The sequence below is a fragment of the Actinomycetospora sp. genome (assembly GCF_036497585.1).
Taxonomy (GTDB): Bacteria; Actinomycetota; Actinomycetes; order Mycobacteriales; family Pseudonocardiaceae; genus Actinomycetospora.
Map to the genome: position 1 here is coordinate 20605 of NZ_DASXJD010000037.1, position 22717 is coordinate 43321.

Annotated in this window: 21 protein-coding genes and 1 tRNA gene; 6 read left to right on the forward strand and 16 right to left on the reverse strand. The window is 73.7% G+C overall.

Features of this window, described 5'->3' with window-relative positions; translation table 11 throughout:
* Positions 1–107: 107 nt before the first annotated feature.
* The 4 genes from VGH76_RS03260 to VGH76_RS03275 form a co-directional block, all read right to left on the reverse strand.
* Positions 108–1310 (reverse strand): branched-chain amino acid ABC transporter substrate-binding protein, encoded by a 1203-nt coding sequence (locus VGH76_RS03260; RefSeq protein WP_331555171.1) that lies wholly within the window; start codon positions 1308–1310, stop codon positions 108–110.
* 173 nt (positions 1311–1483) lie between these two features.
* On the reverse strand, positions 1484–2740 hold the full coding sequence (locus tag VGH76_RS03265) for a branched-chain amino acid ABC transporter substrate-binding protein (protein WP_331555172.1): 1257 nt from the start codon (positions 2738–2740) through the stop codon (positions 1484–1486).
* A 197-nt stretch (positions 2741–2937) separates the two neighbouring features.
* Positions 2938–3582 (reverse strand): ANTAR domain-containing response regulator, encoded by a 645-nt coding sequence (locus VGH76_RS03270; protein WP_331555173.1) that lies wholly within the window; start codon positions 3580–3582, stop codon positions 2938–2940.
* A gap of 205 nt (positions 3583–3787) precedes the next feature.
* Positions 3788–4579 carry a hypothetical protein gene (locus VGH76_RS03275; protein WP_331555174.1) on the reverse strand — a complete coding sequence of 264 codons (792 nt, stop codon included), beginning with the start codon at positions 4577–4579 and terminating at the stop codon, positions 3788–3790.
* A gap of 83 nt (positions 4580–4662) precedes the next feature.
* On the opposite strand from VGH76_RS03275, the gene VGH76_RS03280 reads away from it, so the two are divergent.
* Together VGH76_RS03280 and VGH76_RS03285 are read left to right on the forward strand one after the other, a co-directional pair.
* Positions 4663–4736 (forward strand) — tRNA-Leu (locus tag VGH76_RS03280).
* A gap of 168 nt (positions 4737–4904) precedes the next feature.
* Complete coding sequence (locus VGH76_RS03285) at positions 4905–5687, forward strand: DUF4118 domain-containing protein (RefSeq protein ID WP_331555175.1); 783 nt, start codon at positions 4905–4907, stop codon at positions 5685–5687.
* Positions 5688–6037: 350 nt separating this feature from the next.
* Here the strand turns inward: VGH76_RS03285 and VGH76_RS03290 are convergent, their stop codons facing one another.
* Together VGH76_RS03290 and VGH76_RS03295 are read right to left on the reverse strand one after the other, a co-directional pair.
* On the reverse strand, positions 6038–6235 hold the full coding sequence (locus VGH76_RS03290) for a hypothetical protein (RefSeq protein ID WP_331555176.1): 198 nt from the start codon (positions 6233–6235) through the stop codon (positions 6038–6040).
* A gap of 319 nt (positions 6236–6554) precedes the next feature.
* Positions 6555–7277: a CDP-alcohol phosphatidyltransferase family protein gene (locus VGH76_RS03295; protein WP_331555177.1), complete on the reverse strand. Its 723-nt coding sequence runs from the start codon at positions 7275–7277 to the stop codon at positions 6555–6557.
* A gap of 255 nt (positions 7278–7532) precedes the next feature.
* Between VGH76_RS03295 and VGH76_RS03300 the strand changes: the two genes are divergently transcribed.
* Complete coding sequence (locus VGH76_RS03300; protein ID WP_331555178.1) at positions 7533–9185, forward strand: peroxidase family protein; 1653 nt, start codon at positions 7533–7535, stop codon at positions 9183–9185.
* Here the strand turns inward: VGH76_RS03300 and VGH76_RS03305 are convergent.
* The 6 genes from VGH76_RS03305 to VGH76_RS03330 all read right to left on the reverse strand — a co-directional run bounded on the left by VGH76_RS03305 (position 9175) and on the right by VGH76_RS03330 (position 16996).
* Positions 9175–10305: a YihY/virulence factor BrkB family protein gene (locus VGH76_RS03305; protein ID WP_331555179.1), complete on the reverse strand. Its 1131-nt coding sequence runs from the start codon at positions 10303–10305 to the stop codon at positions 9175–9177. The genes VGH76_RS03300 and VGH76_RS03305 overlap by 11 nt on opposite strands.
* 40 nt (positions 10306–10345) lie before the next feature.
* Positions 10346–11368, reverse strand: a complete 1023-nt coding sequence (locus VGH76_RS03310; RefSeq protein ID WP_331555180.1) for an NAD-dependent epimerase/dehydratase family protein — start codon at positions 11366–11368, stop codon at positions 10346–10348.
* Positions 11365–12999 (reverse strand): fatty acid CoA ligase family protein, encoded by a 1635-nt coding sequence (locus VGH76_RS03315; protein ID WP_331555181.1) that lies wholly within the window; start codon positions 12997–12999, stop codon positions 11365–11367. The genes VGH76_RS03310 and VGH76_RS03315 overlap by 4 nt, the downstream gene beginning before the upstream one ends.
* Positions 12996–13907 (reverse strand): alpha/beta fold hydrolase, encoded by a 912-nt coding sequence (locus VGH76_RS03320; protein ID WP_331555182.1) that lies wholly within the window; start codon positions 13905–13907, stop codon positions 12996–12998. Before VGH76_RS03320 ends, VGH76_RS03315 begins: the two co-directional genes overlap by 4 nt.
* On the reverse strand, positions 13904–14932 hold the full coding sequence (locus VGH76_RS03325) for a 3-oxoacyl-ACP synthase III (RefSeq protein ID WP_331555183.1): 1029 nt from the start codon (positions 14930–14932) through the stop codon (positions 13904–13906). Before VGH76_RS03325 ends, VGH76_RS03320 begins: the two co-directional genes overlap by 4 nt.
* A gap of 705 nt (positions 14933–15637) precedes the next feature.
* Positions 15638–16996 carry an MFS transporter gene (locus tag VGH76_RS03330; RefSeq protein WP_331555184.1) on the reverse strand — a complete coding sequence of 453 codons (1359 nt, stop codon included), beginning with the start codon at positions 16994–16996 and terminating at the stop codon, positions 15638–15640.
* Positions 16997–17148: 152 nt separating this feature from the next.
* Here VGH76_RS03330 and VGH76_RS03335 point away from each other — a divergent pair, with 152 nt between their 5' ends.
* Positions 17149–18414 (forward strand): helix-turn-helix domain-containing protein, encoded by a 1266-nt coding sequence (locus VGH76_RS03335; RefSeq protein ID WP_331555185.1) that lies wholly within the window; start codon positions 17149–17151, stop codon positions 18412–18414.
* Here VGH76_RS03335 and VGH76_RS03340 read toward each other — a convergent pair.
* Positions 18395–19006 (reverse strand): hypothetical protein, encoded by a 612-nt coding sequence (locus tag VGH76_RS03340; protein ID WP_331555186.1) that lies wholly within the window; start codon positions 19004–19006, stop codon positions 18395–18397. The genes VGH76_RS03335 and VGH76_RS03340 overlap by 20 nt on opposite strands.
* A gap of 120 nt (positions 19007–19126) precedes the next feature.
* Between VGH76_RS03340 and VGH76_RS03345 the strand changes: the two genes are divergently transcribed.
* A complete protein-coding gene (locus VGH76_RS03345; RefSeq protein WP_331555187.1) occupies positions 19127–20002 on the forward strand; it encodes a slipin family protein in 876 nt (291 codons plus the stop codon).
* Here VGH76_RS03345 and VGH76_RS03350 read toward each other — a convergent pair.
* Together VGH76_RS03350 and VGH76_RS03355 are read right to left on the reverse strand one after the other, a co-directional pair.
* On the reverse strand, positions 19971–20171 hold the full coding sequence (locus VGH76_RS03350) for a DUF1707 domain-containing protein (RefSeq protein WP_331555188.1): 201 nt from the start codon (positions 20169–20171) through the stop codon (positions 19971–19973). The two genes, VGH76_RS03345 and VGH76_RS03350, sit on opposite strands and share 32 nt — an antisense overlap.
* 20 nt (positions 20172–20191) lie before the next feature.
* Positions 20192–20464 carry a helix-turn-helix transcriptional regulator gene (locus VGH76_RS03355; RefSeq protein ID WP_331555189.1) on the reverse strand — a complete coding sequence of 91 codons (273 nt, stop codon included), beginning with the start codon at positions 20462–20464 and terminating at the stop codon, positions 20192–20194.
* A gap of 53 nt (positions 20465–20517) precedes the next feature.
* Between VGH76_RS03355 and map the strand changes: the two genes are divergently transcribed.
* Positions 20518–21327, forward strand: coding sequence for a type I methionyl aminopeptidase (gene map / locus VGH76_RS03360; protein ID WP_331555216.1), 810 nt, complete (start codon positions 20518–20520; stop codon positions 21325–21327).
* A gap of 30 nt (positions 21328–21357) precedes the next feature.
* Here map and VGH76_RS03365 read toward each other — a convergent pair whose 3' ends face one another.
* Positions 21358–22467, reverse strand: coding sequence for a DUF2188 domain-containing protein (locus VGH76_RS03365; RefSeq protein ID WP_331555190.1), 1110 nt, complete (start codon positions 22465–22467; stop codon positions 21358–21360).
* Positions 22468–22717 lie beyond the last annotated feature (250 nt).

The window sequence follows — 22717 nt, forward strand, 5'->3', positions numbered from 1 at the left end:
GCCCTGCCGGGGCGGACGGCTGGTGGGCCCTCGTCGACGAGGCGCCCGGACGGACGTGCAACGGCCGCGCCCGGGAGTGTGCCCGGGCGCGGCCGTCGTCGTGCGGGTCAGCTGATCGGCGAATCCGTGACGATCTTGTTGCCGTCGACCCGGTAGACGTACACCGGGGTCTCGGAGAGCTCGCCGTTGGGCTGCCACTGGAACTTCTTCGTCAGGCCCTGCCCGTTGTAGGTCTTGACGTAGTTCAGCAGCGCAGGCCGGGAGTTCGCACCCTTGTCGATCCCCGAGAGCAGGATCGTCGTGGAGTCGTACGCCTCGGCCGAGTAGGTCTGCGGCGGGACGCCGTAGGCCTGCTGGTAAGCCTGCGTGAAGGCGGTGAAGCCCTCCTGCGGGACACACGGGCAGGTCAGGTACGCGCCGTTGGCGGCGCCGGCGGCGTTGACGACGAACTGCTCGTCCTTGACGCCGTCGGGCCCGACGAACGGGGCCTGGACCCCGGCGTCACGCAGCTGCTGGACCAGCGGCGCGGCCTCGGTGTAGTAGCCCGCGTAGAAGATCGCCTGCGGGTTGGCCTGCTGGACCTGGCCGACCGTCGCGGAGAACTCCTTCTGGTTCGTCTTGACGTTGCCCTGGCAGGCCGCGACCTGCGGCCCGAGCGCCTGGGTGACGGCGTTGGCGAGGCCGATGCCGTAGTCCGAGTCGTCCTTGATGACGCAGATCGACTGCGGGTTGAACTTCGACTTCATCCACTTCGCCGCGGCTGGGCCCTGCACCGCGTCGTTGCCCAGACCGCGGAAGAAGTTCGTCCAGCCGTTGGTGGTCAGGCCGGGGTTCGTGGCCGACGGCGTGATGTTGACCAGGCCCGCGGCGTTGAGGGCCGGACCGACGGCCTTCGACTCACCGGAGAACGGCAGCCCGACGATGCCGAGGACGGCCGGGTTGTTGATGACGGCCTGCGTCGGGCCGACGGCGGTGTCGGGCGTGCCGCCCGAGTCCGCCTTGACCAGCGTGACCTGGCAGCCCGCGTTGGCCTGGTTGTGCTGGTTGACCGCCAGCTCGGTCGCGTTCGCGATCGCCTGGCCGAGGGCCGCGTTCTGGCCGGCGAGGGTGCCGACGTAGGCGATCGAGGTGCCGGGTGCGCACTTGCCCTGGCCGTTGCCCGCAGGCATCGCGGCGTTGTTGGGCTGGGCGGGCGCGGGGGCCTGGCTGGTCTGTGCCGCGCCGCCTCCGCCCTGGTTGGCGCAGCCGGAGAGCACCAGGGCCGCTGCCGCGACCAGGGCGCCCGCGGCGGCGAGCCGACGTCGGACCACTGGACAAACCTCCACCTGTGCGTGTGCTCGCAGAGCGACCAGCAAGTTCCAAACTCGTCCGGTCGGGTGGGAAAGATAGACCCAAATCCCCGCAAGGGACAGGTGCAGTCCAGTGTGTCTTCGAGGCGTAACCTCAAGACCCGGTCAAGAGTTCGAGGTCGACGGCCGGGCGCTCAGGGCTGGGCGCGATCGGGGATCCATCGTCCGCCGACCAGCCGATACATGGTCACTGCGTCCGAACCGACGTCGCCGAATCGGTCGAACGAGATGGGCCCGGTGACGCCGTCGCCGTCGTACGCCTGGACGGCCTGGTCCACGGCCGGTCGCAGCGCCGTCGACCACTCTCCGCCACCGCGGTTGGTCACCACGGTGGCCACCGATCCGAGGACCACGTTGGTCGCGTCGAAGCTGAAGGCGCCGTACTGGCCGTAGCTCTCGCGGTAGCCGGCCGCCCGGTACGCGTCGAGGAACCCCTTGGCGCCCGGCAGGGTCTCGGTGGGTGGGCCGACGGAGGTGCCGAGGTCGCCGTCGCGGCCCCCCGCGGCTGCGTAGTCGGGGTCGACGATGCCGTCGCCGCCCATCAGCGGGATGCCGAGGCCCGTCAGCGCCCGCGAGAGCGGCCCGGCGTCGGGGTACTCACCGCCGTAGAAGACCGCCTGCGGGTTGGTGCGACCGACGGCGGCGACCGCGGCCGCGGGCGCCGCTCCCGCCCGCAGCGTCATCCGCAGGACGACCTCTCCCCCGCGCGTGCCCAGCTGCTTGACGAACTCGTCGGCGATGCCCTCGCCGTAGGTCTGTCCGTCGCTGACGACGGCCACCCGGGTGCGGCCCAGCGAGGCGAGGTGGTCGGCGGCGGCCGGGCCCTGCACGGCGTCCGAGGCCACCACGCGGAAGTAGGTCTGGTACTGGCGCAGCGGAGCGGTCACCGGGTTCGCCCCGCGGGTCAGCGAGACGTTGGTGTTGCCCGGGGAGACCTGGACGATGCCCGCGTCGCCCAGCACCGGCTGCACGGTCTGCGCGGTCGAGGAGTTGTAGGTCCCGACGACGCCGATGAGGTCCGGGTTCGCGGCGAGGTCCTTCGCGGCGGCGGCGCCGGTGGGCGGGTCGCCCTTGTCGTCGCGGCTCTGCAGCTCGATCCGGTAGCCCGGGACGGCGCACCGCTCGTTCGCCTGGCGCACCGCGAGGTCGGCGCTGTCGCGCATGCCGAGCCCGATGTTGGCCAGCGGGCCGGACAGCGGGGCGATCAGCCCGACGGCGAGGGTGCCTTGGCCGGTGTCGCAGGCCCCGCCGGCGCCCCCCGACCCCGAGCACCCGGCAAGCGCGAGCGCCGCCCCGACGACGGTGACCGCGAGCAGGCTCGCGCTGCGGCGCCGTCGGGCGCCCGTGCGCCCGGCCCGGCGAGGGATCCCCGCGTCGACCCGTCCACCCACCGCGACCTCCGCACCCGCCGACGACCCCGAGCGCGGCCACCGTAGATCACGATCGAGTGACGCCAGTCAGCGGGGCGGGTCGTTGGTGCTGGTCAGCGACGCGCTCACCCACGTGATCGAGCCACGCACCGTCAGCGGTTCCGTCTCGGTGAGCGACCACGCCGAGCAGGTGACCGGTGTGCCGCGTCCCGGGCCACCTACCCGAAGGTCTCGACGACGGCGTCGGCGACGACCTTCATCGTCGTGCGGCGGTCCATCGCGGTGCGCTGGATCCAGCGGAACGCGTCGGGCTCGGTCATCTTCTTCTTGCTCATCAGCAGGCCCTTGGCGCGCTCGACGGCCTTGCGGGTCTCGAGCCGCTCGGTGAGCCCGGCGACCTCGTCCTCGAGCGCGGTGATCTCGGCGAACCGGCTGGCAGCCACCTCGATGGCGGGCACGACGTCGGTCTTGCTGAACGGCTTGACCAGGTAGGCCATGGCGCCCGCATCGCGCGCGGACTCGACGAGATCGCGCTGGCTGAATGCGGTGAGCATGACGACCGGGGCGATGCGCTCCTGCGCGATGGTGGTCGCGGCCTCGAGCCCGTCGGTGCCCGGCATCTTGATGTCCATCATGACCAGGCCCGGCTTGAGCTCGCGCGCCAGCTCGATCGCCTGGGCGCCGTCACTGGCCTCGCCGACGACGTCGTAGCCCTCCTCGCGGAGCATCTCCACGAGGTCCATCCGGATGAGGGCCTCGTCCTCGGCCACCAGTACGCGCAGCGGCTCGCGCGGGGCCGGCTCCTGGGCCACCTCGTCGGCCTCGTCCACGGCCGCGACGATCTCCTCGGCCTGCTGGCTCATGGTGGTCCTCCTGTGCGCGTCGCTGCGTCCGACCCCTACCGTGGACGTCGACCGTCGTCCGGTCCGGCGCCGCTGGTCCCCGCACCAGGCCGGTTCGATTCAGCTGACCCTACCGGGCCGGGGTGCACGAACGTCGGCGACGAGCGCCACGGTGAGGGCGCTCTCACAATGCGCGAGTCCACAGCAGTTCCGCACGTGTCCCGCCTCAGCACTTCGGCCCGACGAACTCGTCGAGCCGGGCGACAGCCGCCCGACGTGCGACAGAGACCATGTCCCACCGGGGTCGGCGGTGCGCGATGTCGAGGCTGTCCAGAGCGGTCTCACAGATCGCGAGGATGTCCTCCGACTTGTTGGAGAACAGATACCGCGGGTACTCGTAGCGCACGACCCCGGCCTCTGTTCGCTTCTGCGTCCAGTTGGTGATGCGGCACCCGTCGGAATGGAACAGGCCACGGAGAAGGGGGCCGGGTTGCTCGTCGACGACGAGGCGCTGCCACGGTTCCAGCACGACCCGGCGCGTGTGCTTCGGCCCGGGTCCGTGCTGCGGGAAGAGGCAGAGCCAGTGTCTCGAGTTGCTCCGCAACGCATGGCAGCCGGTGCGCGCGACACGCGAGACGTTGCTCTGCGGCATGACGGCCCGCATCGCGCGCTCGGTCTCCTCCGAGACCCCGGGCCAATCGTCGGCGCAGTAGATCGCCAGGGCGGCGGTGTTCGCCGTCGGGGTGGTGATGTGCCTGTCGCCAAGATACGCACCGAGCAGGTACGCGTATGGGGCGCTCGGGAGCGGAGCCTCGTGACATCGCGGGCACGGTCGGCCGCGATCGGCAGCAGGCGGGAGGCGTCGTCCACCGCGACACCAGTACTGCACCGTGCTCTTCGGCACTCCGAGCACGCGACCGATCTCGGTGGCGTGAAGCCCGCCGGCCGCGAGCGCGAGCACCAGATCGACGGTCGTCTCTTCGTGCACGGTCCGCAGTGTGCGACCGAGCACCGACACCGACCGCGGGGTCGGCGCGCCCGGTCATGGCGGAGCGTCGTCGATTGGCTAGACTTGGTTCTCGACTGATACGAAAGGACCAAGCCCCCGTAGGCCAATCGGCAGAGCCAGCGGTCTCAAACTCCGTCCAGTGTGGGTTCGAATCCCACCGGGGGCACTCGGACTCCGCCTTGGTGTGAGGCAATCCAGAGACTTCGACGTCCACGATTGCCACGCCGGCGAACTGCTCGCCCGCTTCGGTGGCCGCAGAGGTCGAGCCGGCTCGGGCGTGAAAATCGCGTAGACGAACCTTGCGGGCACCCCGACCCGGCGGTGTGCTCGGGCGATGGAAGAGCAGGTACGCACCGGGGCGCGGATCGGCGCGGTGGTGGTGCCGGTCGTCGTCGCGGCCCTGCTGGGCCTGGCGCGGGAGGTCGTCGCGACCTCCGGCGCCGTGCTGGTGCTCGTGCTGGTCGTCGTCGCGGTGGCGGCCGTCGGGGACCGTCTCGCCGGGGTGCTGGCGGCCCTGTCGGCGGCGGCGTCGTTCGACTACTTCCTCACCGCGCCGTTCCACCGGTTCACGATCGTCGACCGGGACGACATCGAGACCGCGATCCTGCTGCTCGTCATCGGGCTCGCGGTCGCCGAGATCGCACGCTGGGGCAGGAGCCAGGCCGCGCAGTCCCATCGTCGGGCGGGGTACCTCGACGGCGTCGCGCGCGTCGCCGGGCTCGCGGCCGGCGGCTCGTCCCCCGCGTCCGTCGCGGCCACGATCGCCGACATGATCGCCCAGGTGCTCGACCTCGACGCCTGCCTCTTCGAGGCCGCTCCCCGGGACGGCGCTCCCGACCACCCGGTGCTCCAGCGCGACGGCACGGTCACCTGGGGCGCACGCACCGTCGACGTCCGCCGTGAGGGCCTGCCCGGGATGGACGTCATCGAGCTGCCCGCCGGTCACGGGCACGCCGACGGCCGGTTCCTGCTGACCGCCAGCACCGAGGTCCGCCGCCCCACCCACGAGCAGCTCCTCGTCGCCGTCACCCTCGCCGAGCAGCTCACCGCCTCCCGGGTCGCGGACCCGGCGCCACCGACCGACGAGCCGCCGTACCCCGGGAACTCCCGGCGGTGACCCGTGGCTCGCGGCTCCGGCCGAGTGGACCTTCACGGCTCCCGCGGTAGCCATGGGCGTCCACTCGGTGCTGGTGGTCGGCCCGCCGTCAGGACGATCGCCCGACGGCCTCCACGGCTCGGCGGCGGAGGGGGAAGCCACCCCCTCGGCCGCCGCCGGGGCGACGACCGAGGGGAGCCCCTCCGGCTGCGCTTCTGAACCAGACCTACGACGTGGCACGACCGACACGTCGCCCGGTCCGCTCCCAGCTCACAGCCGATTCCGCCGAATGCCCGATGGCATGGCGGCGGGAAACGGCCGGAAGACTGGCCGGAACGCGAGCCGGTCCGGGGACGGTCGCGGCGTCCCTGCTAGCGCGGGAGGTCGACGATCGGCTCGGGGTACCTGCCGTTCGACGCGTACGCGTCGCGCATCACCCAGTAGGCGACCCGGTCGATCTCGATGCTGGTCTTCTCGGACCACTCCCGGAGGATGTCTGCTGCCTCGAGGGTGTCGCAGTCGTAGCGCCGCATGAGGACGCGGATGGCTGGGGCGGTCAGGTCGGTCATGCGGTGTGTCCAACTTCTGTGGGGTCGTGGGTTTCGACGGGCTCGGAGACGGTCCCGCCCCCGGGTTGCTCCCCAGCACCGAGGGGCGGGACCGATCCCTCCCGCAGGAGACTCCGACGCCGGTGCGTCACGCCGTCGGGCCCCGATCTCGCGAGATGTCGCGCCGGTCGCAGCGACGTCGGCTGCGCTGTCGGGCTGCCGGGCCAGACCCACGGCATCGCGGTGCCACACCGCGGCCCGTGGCCGACGAATGTGCGGACTTCCTCGGATGCCCGTGACGACGTCGACGGCAAACCCGCGGCCGGAACCGGCGTGAGGGTCAGGGCAGCTCGGAGGGGTCGGCCGTCTCGTCACCGTCGGCCCGCGCCACGTTCCGCGGGACGCCCCGCAGGCGACGACGGACGTTGACCAGCAACTGGAGCGCCGAGACGAGGGCGAGGAACGCCCAGAGCGACGCGCCCACCGTGACCGCCGCGACCGCGACCAGGGGCACGGCGCCGGCGACCAGGAACGAGAGGCCCGCGATCACCAGCCGGCTCGGGCGCTCGGCGACGGTGACCAGGCCGACCTCCGCCACGCCCTCGGCGCCCGCGCTCGACCGGACCGATTCGTCGAACATCGTCAGGACCGCGGCCGCGGCGCACAGCGGACCGGGGGCGCCGAGGAGCCAGAGCCCGGTGACCATCCCGAGGTCGCCGACCCGGTCGACCACCTGGTCGAGGATCCGCCCCCAGGCGGTCGCGCTGTCGGTCATCTCGGCGACCGCGCCGTCGATGCCGTCGAGGACCGCGACGACCACGACGAGCACCGCCGCCAGCAGCGGCCAGCGACCCCCGAGCCACGCCACCGGGGCGACGGCCACCGCGCCGAGGGCGCCGACCGCGGTCACCGTCGTGGGCCGGAACCCGCGGCGCGCCAGCGGGAGAGCGAGCCCGTGGGCGAGACGGAGCCAGGCGAACGTGGGCCGGGACGACCGGACGTCGTACCCGCCGTGTGCTCGCGACCACCGGTCGATGTAGGCCTCGAGGCCCAGGACGTCCACCCGCATCACCTCGTCGGCCCGGAGCGGAAAAGGGCGAGGTCGAGCCTCGACGCAGCGGCCCCTCCCATGGAGCCACGCCCTGGAACTGTACTGACACCCACCGTCCGACACCGCATGAACGGGCCGACGATCGGGCCATCGTCCTGGTCCGATTCGGTGACGCTCAGCGCCCCGAGAACGGCTGATGCCTCCGTCGATGACCCGGACAGCCCATTGTGCGGCCCGTTTCGCTACCGAAGAGTAATCGTCGCGACGATGACGAGGGGGAAGTCCATGGCCGTGCTGCTGCCGCCCGCCCTGAGCGCTCTGGTCCCGGAGGCGCTCCGCCGACTGCGCCTCGCGCGCACACCCGAGCTCCCGGCCCCCGTCCGCGACCTGCTGCCGGGGCTGTTCCGCATGCTCGGCGCCCTACCCGGCGCGCGCAGCCTCGGGACGCAGGCCGCCGTGAACTACTACGGCTACGCCACCACACCCCGGCCACGCGAGCTCACCCTCGCCGTCGATTACCCGACCTGGCGGACCCTCACCGACCGGCGCTGGACCGGCCGGCACCTGCCGCCGGCGGACCCGGAGATCCAGGAGCGGTGGCCGGCGGCGGCCGACGTCGTCGGGCTGTTCCGCCGCGAGGGCGCGATGACGCCCTCGGACGACACGAGTGCCATGTTCATGTTCTTCGCGCAGTGGTTCACCGACAGCTTCCTGCGGACCGATCCGACCGACCCGCGGCGCAACACGTCGAACCACGAGATCGACCTGTGCCAGATCTACGGGCTCAGCGAGGACGCGACCCGGAAACTGCGGGGCACTCGTGGGCGGCTGCGCAGCCAGCACATCGACGGCCGGGAATTCCCCGAGTTCCTCCTCGAGCGCGACGGAGAAGGGGGCTGGCGGGTGCGCCCCGACTTCGTCGGGCTGCACGACGAGCGCTTCCTCTTCGACCAGCTGCTCGCGGGGACGACCGACGAGCACAAGGCGGCCTTCTTCGCGGTCGGTCTGCCGCACGGCAACTCCACCATCGGCCAGACGATGATGAACGCGGTGTTCTTCCGGGAGCACAACCGCATCGCCGACACGCTCGCCGCCACCTACCCGCAGTGGGACGACGACCGGGTGTTCGAGACCACCCGGAACACGATGATCGTGCTGACGCTCAAGCTCGTCATCGAGCAGTACATCCGCCACATCGCGCCGTTCGACCTGCCGCTCGAGGTCGTGCCGCGCCTGGCGGAGATCGAGCGGTGGAACCGCCCCAACTGGTGCGCCGTGGAGTTCGACCTGCTCTACCGCTGGCACCAGCTCACCCCCGACACCGTCCGCATCGGGAACGAGGACGTCCCGGTCTGGGAGCTGGTGAACAACAACCCGCTCGTGCTCGCCGAGGGCGTCGAGTCGCTCATGGCCGCGTGCTCCGCGCAGCGCGCCGGCAAGATCGGGCTCCGCAACACCCCGGCGTTCCTCGTCGACCGGGCGGGCACGGGCGACCAGCCCTCGGTGGAGGAACGGACCGTCGCGCTGATGCGCACGGCGCGCCTGGCCTCGTACAACGACTACCGCGAGGCGTTCGGGCTGCGACGCTTCACCCGCTTCGAGGAACTGACCGGCGACGAGGACCTGGTCCGGCGCCTGCAGAAGCTCTACGACCGCGTCGACGACGTCGAGTGGTACGTCGGGATCTTCGCGGAGGAGTACGCGAGCTACTGGATGATGGGCGAGCTGATCACGACCATGGTCGCCTACGACGCCTTCACGCAGGCCCTCACCAATCCGCTGCTGGCCGCCAACGTGTTCCACGAGTCGACCTTCAGCCGGGTGGGCATGGAGGTCATCGAGGGGACGGCGTCGCTCGAGGACATCGTGCGGCGCAACGCGGCCGAAGGCGACGAGGTGCGGGTCGCCTTCAGCTGCTGACCGTGCCGGTGTCGGGGTGCCGGTGCGGCAGCCACCGGGGCCGCCGACGCGGACGGGCGCGGAGGAGGTCGTCGAAGGTCATCTGGCCGGACGCCGCGTCCGGGGCGGCCCGCGGGGCGGGGATCGACGGGGAGGCGCCGCGGTCGGGGTGGAAGTCGACCGCCACCGTCTGGAACGTCTTGCGGCGCTGGCTCGCGGCATAGGCCCGGTACGCGCGGCGGTCGGCGCGAGTGACCGCGCGGTCGTCGGGAACGGCGACCGCCAGCAGGCTGCGCGGATAGAGCCGGAGCACGCGGACGGCGTTGATCTGCGCCCCGATCAGCGCGATCAGCGCGCCGAGGTAGAGCCAGACCAGCAGCCCGAGGACGATCCCGAACAGCCCGTAGCTCGCGCTGGAGCCGGCCAGCTCGTGGCCGACCAGATAGGTGCCCGCCAGCTGGAGCGCCTGCCAGGCCAGGGCCGCGAACACGGCGCCGGGCGCGAGCGCCCGCCACCCGAGCCGGCGCGGGGTGAGGAGCCGGTACCCGGTGAGGAAGACGACGGCGTTGATCGCGACGGCGACCGCGACCGGCACCAACCGCGCCCACGGGCCGCCCGCCCACGGGGGCAGGACGGCGCCCAGCGCGGTGGTCAGTCCCGTCAGCGCGGTGGTCAGCAGCACCCCGGCGCCGACGACGAGCAGCACCGTCGCGCCGCGGCCGTAGGCGACCGGCAGCGCCGGGCGCTCCGCCACCGGGATCGCCCAGATCTGGCACATGGTGGTGACGGCGGCCTGGGTGACCCCGAGCGCGCCGTAGACGCTCACGACGATCCCGACGACGAGCCCCCACACGCTGCCGTGCAGCGCGTGGACGTTCGCACCGATCTCCTGCCCGATGACCGGGAAGTTGTGCAACGCCGAGCCGAGCAGCGCCTGCTGGGCCGGTGGGTCGCCCGCGAGGACGAAGCCGAGGATCGTCACGGCGAGCAGCAGCAGGGGGAACAGCGACACGAAGCTGTAGTAGGTCAGCAGCGCGGCCTGGTAGCTGCCGAGGTCGTCGATGAACTTGTAGGCGACGGCCAGCGGGAACCCGGCCCAGCGGTGCTCCCGCTGGAAGCGATCCACCCGCGACACGCCCATGAGCAGGACTTTCCCGGACGGGCGCGCCGACAACCCCGCCCTACCCGCGGCGACTGGTCGCGGCGCGCAACGAGGCGGCGAGCCGGGCGAAGCCCTCGTCCAGCGGCACCTGCGGCACGTAGCCGAGGTCGCGGCGCGCGGCGCCGATGTCGAACCAGTGGGCCGTCGCGAGCTGGCGGGCGAGGAAGCGGGTCATCGGTGGCTCCCCCACGTCCCCGAGCCCCGGGACCCGCTCCAGGACGTGCCACACCGTCTCGACCGCCGCGCCGGCGGCGACGGCCACCGGAAGCGGGACGGTGCCGCGGACCGGCTCCAGGCCGCCGGCGACGACGATGCCGTTGACCAGGTCGCGGACCGGGCGTGGGTCGCGGGAGGTGACGAAGTAGGCCCGCCCGGCGCAGGCGGCACCGGGAGCGAGGTGGTCCGCCGCGTCGAGGTGGGCGCGGGCGGCGTCGTCGATGTAGGTGGTGTCGACGACGGCGGACCCGTCGCCGACGAACCGCAGGCGGCCGCTGCGGGCCCGCGCGAGGATGCGCGGCACGAACTGGGTGTCACCCGGGCCCCACACGAGGTGCGGGCGCAGCGCGACGGTCGCGAGGTCGGGCCCGTTCGCCGCGAGCACCATCTGCTCGGACTCGGCCTTCGTCTGCGGGTAGGGCGAGTCGAAGTGCGTGGCGTAGGGCAGCGACTCGTCGCCGCCGGTGATGTCGCCGCCGGTGTGCACCACGCTCGGGGTGCTGGTGAAGACCAGGCGCCGCACACCCGCGTCGCGGCAGGCGTCGAGCAGCACCCGGGTGCCCTCGACGTTGCTGTGCCGGAACGCCGCGGCGCTCCCGGCGATGCCGGCCTTCGCGGCCACGTGGAGGACGACGTCGACGCCGTCGACCGCGGCGCGGGCCGAGGCCGGGTCGGCGAGGTCCCCGCGGACCGTCGCGACCCCGCGCCGGCGCAGCGCCGGGTAGTCGCCGCGGGCGAGGCTCACGACGTCGTCGCCGCGTGCGAGCAGCCCGTCGACCACCGCGCCGCCGAGGAACCCGCCGCCGCCGGTGACCAGCGCCCTCACGCCGGCACCCCCAGCTCGCGGGCGGCCCACTCCCCCAGCGCCTCCCGGTCGATCTTCGAGTTGTGCCGCGGGTCGACCGGCAGGCCGGGGTGCTCGAGGAATGTGGTGATCGTCCGGGTGCGCGGGTCGGCGGCGGCGCGGGCGCGCAGCGCCGCGGCGACGGCGTCGGTCAGCCGCGCCGGGGTGAGCATCTCGACGACGACGACGGGGGTGCGGTCGGTCTCCGGCCCGACGCCGACGAGGGCGGTGCGCCGGACCGCCGGGTGGTGGTTGAGCACCTCCTCGCAGGGGACGCTGTGCAGCGGCCCGGCGGCGGTGTGGACGACGTGGGCGACGCGCCCGGCGTACCAGAGCCGGCCGTCGTCGTCGGCGCTGGCGAGGTCGCCGGTGCGGTGGGCGAGCTCGCCGTCCCAGCTCAGCTTCGCGGCCGCCGTCGCGTCGGGGCGCTCGGCGTAGGCGGGGCTCACGACGCGGCCGCGCACGACCACCTCGCCGACCTCGCCGGGCGCGACGTGCCGGTCGGGGGTCAGGGCGGCGACCGGCCCGTCGGTCACGCGCATCAGCGCGACGTCGACGCCGGGGACGGGGCGCCCGACGCAGATGCCGTCGTCGGGGAGCCCGAGCAGCTCGTCGCTGCCGATGGTCGCGACCGGCAGGGCCTCGGTGGCGCCGTAGGGGGTGTGGACCTGCGCGCCGGGCCCGAGCAGCGCGAGCACCCGCCGCTGGGTGTCCCGTGGCACCGGGGCGCCGGCGGAGACGACCTGGCGCAGCGAGGGCATCCGGGTGCCGGCGGGCGCGCCGCGGCCGAGGCGGTCGAGCAGCGCCGGGGAGCCGAACATGACCGTCGCGCCGGTGCGGTTGGCGGCGGACACGATCCGCGAGGGCACCACCTTCGCCGGTCGGGTCGGGTCCATCCGCGGCACCACCGTGGTCATCCCGAGCGCAGGACCGAACAGCGCGAACGGCGGGAACGTGGCCAGGCTGACCTCGCCGGGCCCGAGGCCGTAGAGGTCGCGGACGAGCCCGGCCTGGGCGAGCAGGCCGTCCTCGTGGTGCTCGACCCCCTTGGGCGGGCCGGTGCTGCCGCTGGTGAACAGGATCGCGGCGGGCACGCCGTCGGGCCGCGGGAGCGGCGCGCTCGGCCCCCGTCGGGCCCCCTCACGCTCGAGGGCACGCAGGGAGCGGGTGCCGGGCACCGGCACCGGGCCGGCGGTGACGGCGATCCGCGCGCCGGGGCACCAGCGCAGCACCCGGCGGGCGAGGTGGGCCTTCGCGACCCCGACGAACGCCTCGGGCGCGGCCTCGCCGAGACAGGACCGGACGCGGTCGAGCCCGATCCCCGGGTCGACGACGACGGGGGTGGCCCGCACCCGCAGCAGCGCGTAGGCGAGCACGAAGAAGTCCGCGGTGGGCGGCACGAGCAGCGCGGTGCGGGTACCGGGGCCGACCCCGGCGGCGAGCAGCCCGGACGCGGCGTCCGCCACCCGGGCCTGCAGCCGTCCGAAGGTGACGATCCGCGTGCGGCCGAACGGGGCGGGCAGCACGAGCGCGGGGTCGTCGGGCCGCGCCACGGCGTGCTCGGCGAGCATGCCGTCGAGGGTCGTGCTCGTCGTCGGGCCCGCGGCGCTCACGAGGGGCTGCCCAGGAACGTCCGGACCCGCGGCACGATCCGGTCCGCGGCGTCCTCGAGCACGTAGTGCCCCGCGTCGGGGTAGCGGTTCACCTCGGCACCGGGAAGGTACCCGACGAGGTGGTCGAGGATCCCGGCGTCGAACACCGGGTCCTTCATCCCCCAGTGGATCTGGACCGGGTGCTCGTCGAGCAGCGGGAGCCGCTCGGCCAGCCGGGTGAGCACCGGGTGCGCCGGGTCGGCGGGGCCGGTGGGGATGTCCTGGACGAAGGCGTGGACCGCGACGCGGTGGGCGGGGCTGTCGTACGGCGCGAGCAGGCCGCGGCGGGCTTCGGCGTCGAGCCAGAGCCGGCCGGTGCCCATGGACAGCGCGCCGAGGGAGAAGGCGTTGAAGCGGCGGACCGCGACGTCCCCGACGACGGGGAGCCGCGCGGCCTGCAGCGACCACGGGATGCGCTTGTCCGCCGGCAGCGGGAACGCGCCGGTGTTGAGGACGACGACCTTGTCGACCCGCTCGAGGTGCTCCACCGCCCAGGACAGCCCGATGGGCCCGCCCCAGTCGTGCACCACCAGCGAGAGCGGCTGGTCGAGGTCCAGGGCGTCGACGAACGCCGTCAGGTCGGCGACGCGGCGGGCGAGGGTGTGCGGGTAGTCGGCGAGGGCGGGCTTGTCCGAGCGGCCCATCCCGATGTGGTCCGGCGCGATCGTGCGGAGCCCGTCGCCGGGCAGCGTCGCGAGCAGGGAGCGCCAGTAGAACGACCAGGTCGGGTTGCCGTGCACGTGGAGCACCGGCGGTGCTGCGCTCACTCCCTCGGGCCGCTCGTCTATGTAGGCCATGGTGTGGCCGCCGATCTCGACGCGCTTCGACGCGAAGGGGAAGCCGGGCAGGGCCTCCGTCGTGACGGTCACCAGAGCACCTCCGCCGCGGCGGCGTTGATCCCGCTGCCCACGCCCATGAGCATCACTCGCGACCCGTCGACGACGGTGCCGTCCTCGACCGCCTTGGAGAGCACGGTCGGGACCCCGGCCGGGCCGGTGTTGCCGAAGCGCGGGAACTGCGAGGGGAACCGGTCGCGGTCGAGCCCGAGCTGGTCGGACACCGCGCGGGTGTGCACCTTGCTGACCTGGTGCAGGCAGTAGACGTCGTAGCTGTCGGTGTCCCAGTCGAACGCCGCGACGGCGTCCTTCCAGGCGCGCCCGGCGAGCTCCATGCCCGCGCTCAGCAGGCCCGAGCTGTCGGTGCGCATCTCGTCGGCCTGCCCGACGCAGAGCTGCGAGTTCCCGATCGTGCTGGCCCGGCCGAGGCCGCCCAGGTAGCGGTGCCTGCCGGGACCGTCGGCGCGGGAGAGCACCATCGCCACCGCGCCCGATCCGACGGTGAGGGTGGCGAACTGCTCGTGGAACATCGCACGGGTCGCCCCGGGCGACGACAACCGCGCGATCGTCGATTCCATCGCGAAACGGCTCGTCTCGCCGGCCACGACGAGACCGTGGTCGATCTCGCCCGCCGAGATCATCGTCGACACGAGGTTCATCCCGTTGAGGAATCCGAGACACGCATTGCCCAGATCGAAGTTGACGGCCTCCGGCGACAGTTCCATGCGGCCGTGGACGATGCTCGCCGTCGACGGTTCCAGGTGGTCCCGGCTCACCGACGTGTTGATCAGCGCACCGATGTCGGCCCGGGCCACGCCGCTGTCCGCCAGGGCCTTCTCCCCGGCCCGCGCGGCGACCTCGCTGGGCATCGTGCCCTCGTCCCACACCCGTCGCTCGGCGATGCCGGACAGCTTCTCGAGCAGGCCGGGAGTGATGCGGAGCCGTCTCAGCGTGTCGCCGAGGCGGTCCTCGAGCTCGGTCGAGGTGACCACGTGCGGCGCGTCGACGTGCGCCAGCCCGGTGATCACGACGTCGTCGTACCGCTGTGCCGCTCTCATGGTCCGAGAATGCGCGACTCCGCCCATTCCCGCCGCGAACCGGTTGTGTGCTACCGGCGATCACAGGAACTGCGGTAACAGGGAGAAGCGTCGACCCGGCTGCGCCGAACGGCGGTGTCTGTACCGGAAATACTCATCGGTAATCACCGGGTCACACGTTACGGCACTACCGGTGCGTACGACGGTGGGTGTGGTGCGACATTCCCGACAGTTCCCGAGGCCCGCCGTCGTCATCCTCCACCGTGCGCTCGGACGTTGGGACCGGGCGCGGCGACGGCTCGGCCAGCCCGTACACGTCGACCCGACCCTCGTACGTCGTGACCAGGACCCGTAGCGGTCGCCCAGACGATCCCGGTTCCCGGTGCGTCCGCGTCACAGCTGACGGCGAGGAAGCCCCCGGGCATGCCGCCTCGGCCCCCCATCCCCGCGGACGCGATCTCGGCGCTCTTGGCCAGGAAGGTCGTCGTGCCGTCCCGGTCGATCGACCAGGCCCGCAGGCACTCGTTCTCCCCCCAGCAGAAGAGCAGGGGACCGTGGTCGGGGCTCGACCAGAACGCCGGCGACCCGTGCAGGTGGTGCGTCTTCCCGTCGTAGAGCCGGTCATGAGGAAGACGCCGCCCCCTCGTCGCTCGCGGGGCCTTGTCCGGCCTCGCCGAATCGGACCAACCGATTCGTCGCCACGGGTTCGACCGGCCCCCGCCTCGGTCAGCGGGCGGAGTCGGCCGCTTCCGATCCACGGTCCGGTACGGCCGCGACACGGTCCTCGGGCCGGTGGGTCTCGTGGAGCAACCACGCGCAGACCGCCGTGATCACACCCATGACCAGCAGGTAGAGCGACGTCGACGCCGAGGTCCCGGTGGCCTGGTAGAGCGAGGCCGCGATCAGCGGGGCCAGCCCGCCGCCGAGCACCGCGCCGATCTGGTAGCCCAGCGACGCCCCCGAGTAGCGGACCTCGGCACTGAAGAGCTCGGCGAACAGCGCTGCCTGCGGGCCGTACATCGCGGAGTTGGCGATCCCGCCGATCAGGAGCCCGAGGAAGATCAGGAACGTCGAGCGCGTGTCGATCAACCAGAACACCGGGAAGGCGGCGACGACGGTGCCGATCGCGCCGGCGAGGTAGACCGGGCGGCGGCCGATCCGGTCCGAGAGCAGGGCGAAGAGCGGGATGAGCGCGAGGTTGACCGCGCTGGACCCGAGGATGCCGATGAGCATCGTCGTCTCGGACAGGTGGAGCGTCTTCGTGCCGTAGGAGAGCGCGTAAACGACGAAGAGGTAGAAGCCGCCGTTGACCGCGATGAACGAGCCGGCGGCCAGCAGCACCTGCTTCGGGTGCGAGCGCAGCACCTCCAGGACCGGGGAGCGCCGCTGCGCGCCGGCCTGCGCCGCGACCTGCTTGAAGACCGGGGTGTCCTCGAGGCGCAGCTGGGCGTACAGGGCGACACCGATCAGCAGGACCGAGAGCAGGAACGGGACACGCCACCCCCAGGCCAGGAACGCCTCCTGCCCGAGCCCCGCCTCGAGGGCGAGGAAGAGCCCGTTCGAGAGGATCACCGCGATGGGGACGCCGAGCTGCGGAAAGCTGCCGTAGTAGCCCTTGCGGTGCCGCGGGGCGTACTCGGTGGCGATGAGGACCGCGCCGCCCCACTGCCCCCCGACGGCGATGCCCTGCAGGACGCGCAGCGCGAACAGCAGCACCGGGGCGGCGACCCCGATCGTCGCGTAGCCGGGCAGCAGGCCGACCAGCGTCGTCGACGCCCCCATGAGGAACAGCGCGGACACGAGCGCCTTCTTGCGCCCGATCCGGTCGCCGAAGTGGCCCCAGATGATGCCGCCGATCGGTCGGGCGATGAACCCGACCGCGAACGAGCTGAAGGCCGCCAGCGTCCCGAGGAACGGGTCGGCGTTCGGGAAGAACGCGGTGTTGAGGACCAGCGCGGCGGCGGTCCCGTAGATGAAGAAGTCGTACCACTCGATCGTCGAGCCCAGCAGGCTCACCAGGGAGGTCCGGCGCACCTCCCGCCGGTCGTCCGCCGCCGGTCCGGTCCCCGCCGCCGTCGTCGCCATGTCCGGTTCCTTCCTCCCGCGGCACCTGCGGGACCCGACGAGCCGGTTCTCGAGACCCGCCCAGCCTGACCGCACGACGCGGCGGGCGGTATGGGCGGCGAGCACAACATGTGACGTGGACCGCACAGCGGGTGGCACGGCATGCTGCCGTGGTGGCCGTGCCGACCGTCCCCGCCGGCTCGTTCGGCCCCGCCGGGGACACGCTGACGGTGCTGTGCCGCGCGCTGCGCGAGGAGGTCGACGAGCTCGCCGACCGGCTGACGGCGCGGATCCTCGAACGCGAGGACGTCTACGAGGTGCTCGGCGTGCCCGTGGCCGACGACCTGCGGGCGACCTGCCGGGCGAGCCTGGACCGGTTGCTCACCCAGCTGGCCGGCGACCTCCCTCCCGACGCCGACGCCGCCGCCGTCACCGTCGACACCGGTCGGCGGCGGGCCCGGCAGGGAGTGCCGCTCGAGGTCGTGCTGCGGGCCTACCGGCAGTGCGGACGGCTGGTGTGGGAGCGGATGCGCGAGGTCTCGCGCAGTCGCTTCGGCGGGATGCACGACGCGGCGCTGCTCGTCGCCGCCGACGACGTCTGGCGGATCCTCGACGCCAGCTCCGACCGCCTCGTCGACGCCTACCGCCGCGAGGAGGCCCGGCTGCAGGGGCTCGAGCTCGGCCGGCGCTGGGCGGTGCTCGAGGCGCTGCTCGCCGGCGGCGGCCACGAACCCGCCGTGGCCCGCGACGCCGCCCGCCTGCTCGACCTGCCTGAGGACCCCGAGCTCCTCTGCGTCGTCGCCACCACCGGGGAGGCCGTGGACGACCCGCTCCCCTCCCCCGCCGAGGCGCTTGCCGGGATCGCCCCGTCGCTCTGGCACGTGCGCTCCGCCGAGGTGGTCGGCGTCGTCGTCCCACCCGAGGACGCGGCTGCGGCCGTCCCGGCCGTGGTCGCCGCGCTCGGGAAGCGGGCCTCGGTGCCGGTGGGGGTCTCGCCGCCCGTGCGCGGGCTGGCCCGGCTCCACGTCGCGCACCGGTGGGCACGACTGGCGGCCCGCACCCTGCCGGCCGGGGCCGGTGGTTCGGCCGCCCTGGACGACCGCCTCCCCGAGGCCCTCCTCGCCGAGGCGCCGGACCTCGTGCCGCGGCTGTGCCGCGCCGCCCTGGGCGGCCTGCTCGACCTGCCCGCACCCGAGCGCGCGACGCTGCTCGCCACGGTGCGCGCGGTGCTCGACGCCGACGGCTCGCCGTCGCGCGCGGCCGGCGTCCTCTACTGCCACCGCAACACCGTGATGTACCGCCTGAGCCGCCTCGAGTCCCTCACCGGCCGGCGCCTCACCGACGCGCGCGACCGTCTCCTGCTCGCCCTGGCCCTCGCCGCGCCGGACGACGACGACGAGGGCCGGGACTCCCGCTCGCCTACGTCGCCCGCAGGGTGAACGAGGTCCGGCGGTGCTCCCGCGGGCCGTCGACCGCGTGCAGGGGTCGCTCGTCGTCGGTCCCGGCCAGGCCGGGGCCGCGCAGCAGGACGAGGCTCCCGGCGTCGGCCTCCCAGGCCCGGAGCGTGGTGCCCTCCCGGTCGGAGCACTGCCGCAGCAGGGCCGAGCCCTCGAGGGTCAGGATCGCGACGAGGTGGCGGTGGCGACGACCGTCGCGGTGGGTCGAGATGCCCGCGCTGCCGGGTTCGTAGCGCTGCACCGCGACCTCGTCGGGGCACCAGGCGTCGAGACCCTCGATCTCGTCGGCGTGCGCCCGCACGCCCGCGACGACGGCGTCGACCAGGGCGTGCACCCCCCGGTGCGTACGGATGTCCCCGCCCGCGAACACCCGGTGCTCGCCCTCCTGGCGCACCCCGTACCGGCCCTCGACCGGTGAGAGACCGACGAAGGTCTCGGCGGCGAGCTCGTCGAGGACCTCCCGGCACAGCGCCTGGGGCAGCACGCCGGCCTCGTGGGCGGCGCCGTCACGGACCGTGCGGTGCAGCACCGGGCCGAGGGCGCGGGCGAGGAGGCCGGCGTGAGGACGGGTCACGGGTTCCGGAGTACCCGGGGGCACGCGCCGAGGCGCGGCGCGACGACCCCGTCGAGGAGCAGGATGGGGTGACGAGCAGGGGCCCGTGAGGAGCTCCCTGCCAGGAGGAGGAGCCGTGCCATGGAAGTAGCCCTGATCGTGATCGTCGTCGTGGTCGTGCTGGCGGCGATCCTGGCGTCCTCGTCCCTCCGGCTGGTGCAGCAGTACGAGCGGGGCATCGTCCTGCGGTTCGGGCGGCTGCTGTCCGAGGTCCGGCAGCCCGGGCTGCGGGTGATGATCCCGGTGGCCGACCGCATGCGGAAGGTCTCGATCCAGACGATCGTGCTCGACGTCCCCTCCCAGGGGACGATCACCCGCGACAACGTGACGATCGGCGTCGACGCCGTGGTCTACTTCCGCGTCGACGACCCGGTCCGCGCGGTGATCAACGTCGAGAACTACGTGCATGCCACGTCCCAGGTCGCGCAGACCTCGCTGCGGTCGGTGATCGGCCGCGCCGACCTGGACACGCTGCTGTCCGATCGCGCCCGCATCAACGACGAGCTGCGGGACGTCATCGACGCGCCGACCGAGGACTGGGGCATCACCGTCGAGCGCGTCGAGATCAAGGACATCTCCCTGCCCGAGAGCATGCGGCGCTCGATGTCCCGGCAGGCCGAGGCGGAGCGGGACCGGCGGGCGCGGGTGATCGCCGCCGATGGCGAGCTGCAGGCCTCGAGCAAGCTCTCCGAGGCGGCGGGCACCATGAGCGGCACCCCCGGGGCGCTCCAGCTCCGGCTGCTCCAGACCGTCACCGACGTCGCGGCCGAGAAGAACAGCACCCTGGTCATGCCGTTCCCCGTCGAGCTGCTGCGGTTCTTCGAGCACATGTCCGGCGACCGGGCCGCCTCGTCACCGGAGCCCGACGAGCCCGCACCCGTCGATCACGCCGGGGCCGAGCCGCTCCCCGACGTGCCGCCGGCGATCACCACAGCCGACCCGGGAGATCGTCCGTGAGCCTCGCCAGCTCGTCACGGTCGGTGCAGGCGTAGGCGGCGGCGACCCGCTCGTCGTACTCGGCGGGAGTGAGGCGCCCGTGCGCGAAGGCGCGCGCCAGCCGCTGCACCACCAGTTCGCGCTCGCGGTTCGACGCACGAACCCCGCCACGCTCACCGTCCGCCGACACCTCGAGCAGCCTACGAGCCCTCACGCCGTCCGGGGTGCGTCGATCTCGGCCGGTGGTCCGCAGGCCTCGACCAGGACGTCCAGCGGCAGGTCCAGCTCACCCGCCAGGGCCGCCACCGTGAAGAACGCCGGCGTCGGCACCCGTCCGGACTCGATCTTGCGCAGGGTCTCGACCGGCATGCCGACCGCCGCCGCCACCGCGGTCATCGACCGGGAGCCGCGCGCCTCGCGCAGCACCTCCCCGAGGCGACGGCCCCGGTCGCGCTCCTGCGGGGTCAGCGGCACTCGCACCATGGGCGTGATACTAATACCGGGAAAGTTATCCCGACCCGGGGAGTGCCGCGGTGATGATCGAACTCAAGACCCCCGCCGAGATCGAGCTGATGCGCGAGGCCGGCCGGATCACCGCCGCCGCACTGGGCGCCGTCCGGGACGCGGCGGCCGTCGGGAAGTCGCTCGACGAGCTCGACCGCGTCGCCGCCGAGGTCATCGCCGAGGCCGGCGCGGAGCCGCTGTTCCTGGGCTACCGGCCGAGCACCGCACCCTCGCCGTACCCCGGGGTCACCTGCATCAGCGTCAACGACGCCGTCGTGCACGGGATCCCCGGCCGCGACGTCCTCGCCGACGGGGACCTCGTCTCCGTCGACTGCGGCGCCCGGTTCCGGGGCTGGAGCGGCGACGCCGCCATCTCGTTCGTCGTCGGGCAGCACCCCGACCCCGAGGTCGCCCGCCGCGACGAGGCCCTGATCGCCACCACCCGGGCCGCCCTCGACGCCGGCATCGCCGCCGCGCAGCCCGGCGCCAAGCTCGGCGACGTCGCCCACGCCATCGGCCGGGTCTCCCGCGACGCCGGCTACGGACTCATGGAGGGCCACGGCGGCCACGGCATCGGCCGCGAGATGCACGAGGCACCCCACGTCCCCAACGAGGGCCGACCCGGCCGCGGGCTCCGGCTCCGGCCCGGGCTGGTCCTCGCCCTCGAGCCCATGCTCATCGCCGGCGGCACCGACGCCTACGACGAGGACCCCGACGGCTGGACCCTGCGCACCGCAGACGGCACCCGTGCCGCCCACATCGAGCACACCGTGGCCATCACCGAGCACGGCCCCGAGGTCCTCACCCTGGCCCGTCAGCCGGCGGCCACCGCCGCCGGCTGAGCAGGGCCGATCGCCGGCCCCGGACCCCTCTCAGCGGCCGGCGACGCGGTGGGCGCGCTGCTGCGCGGCGGCGGTGCCGCGGGCCGCGCCGACCCCAAACAGGTGCAGGCCACCGGCGACGAGGACGCCGACGACGCGGCCCCCGATCCGGACCGGGTTCAGCGTCCGGGCGAGCTGGTCCAGCGGCGCGGCCACCGCCTCGGTGTACTCGTGGATCTGCCGGCCGACCTGGTCCGCGGTGTCCTCGGCCTGCTCGCCGATCTCCGCGCCACGCCCGGCGACGCGGTCGGCCCCCGCCACCACGTCCTCGCCCACCTCGCGCGCGGTGGCCTCTGCCCGGGCGGCAGCCCGGCGACCGGCGGCGCGGGTCTCGCCCGCGACCTCGCGCGCGGTGCTCCCGGCCTCGTCGGCCACCCGACGGCCGGTGGTCCGCGCGGTCTCGACGGCGTCCTCCGCCGCGGCCCCGACGCTCGTATCCCCGCGGCGTGCGGCCTCGACCTGGTCGCCGACGCGGGACGCGCCGACCCCGGCGGTGGCGGCGGCGCGCTTCGCCGCGCCGCGGGTGTGGCCGCGGACCTTCTTCCCGGCGGTCGACGCCTCCTCGGCGACCTCCTCGGCCGCCTCGGCGGTCTCGGACGCCGCGGTCCCGGCGGTCGCCGCCACCTCCTGCGCCGCGGCGCGGGTCGTGTCGGCGAGCTCCTGGGCGTCGTCGCCCGTCCCGCCGGTCCCCGAGCCGGTGTCCGAGGTGGCCTGCGTCTCGGTACCACCGACCGCGTGCACAGCCTCGGGGGTGTGGCCGGTCTGCTCGGCGGCGACGACGGAGGCGGCGTCGGCGACGCCCTCCTCCGCGTCGCCGACCGCGGCCTCCACGGCCTCCACGGCGCCCTCGACCCCGGCGTTCTCCGCGATCTCGGCGGCGGTGCGGCTGATCTCGGTGGTGCCGGCGTCGACCTGGTGGGTCTCGACGACCTCCCCCTCGCTGCCGTGCACCACCACCTGGCCGCCGCCCTGGTCGGCGACGATGTTGACGGCGCGCTCGACCGCCTCGACCTCCGTGGCGGTGCGGGCGGTGACCTGGTCGTCGTCGGGGGCCGTGACGGCCCAGCCCTCGTCGGTGGGCTTCACGTGGCGGTCGGACATGGTGCGGCTCCCTCGCCGATCGGATGGCTCGGGTGGGGGCTGCCCGTCCGGGGCCCCGGTTCCACGTCGGTCTGCTCATCCGCCGTCGGGAGTCGACCTCCGGCGCCGCGGACCGGTCGGGGGGCCCGACGCCCCTATGGTGTGACGCTTGTGGCGGATGGGGCAGGTGGGACTCGACGCGGAGTGATCGCCGTCATCGTCGCGGTCCTCGCGACGCTTGCCCTGAGCAGCGCCGCGGTAGCGCCCGCGG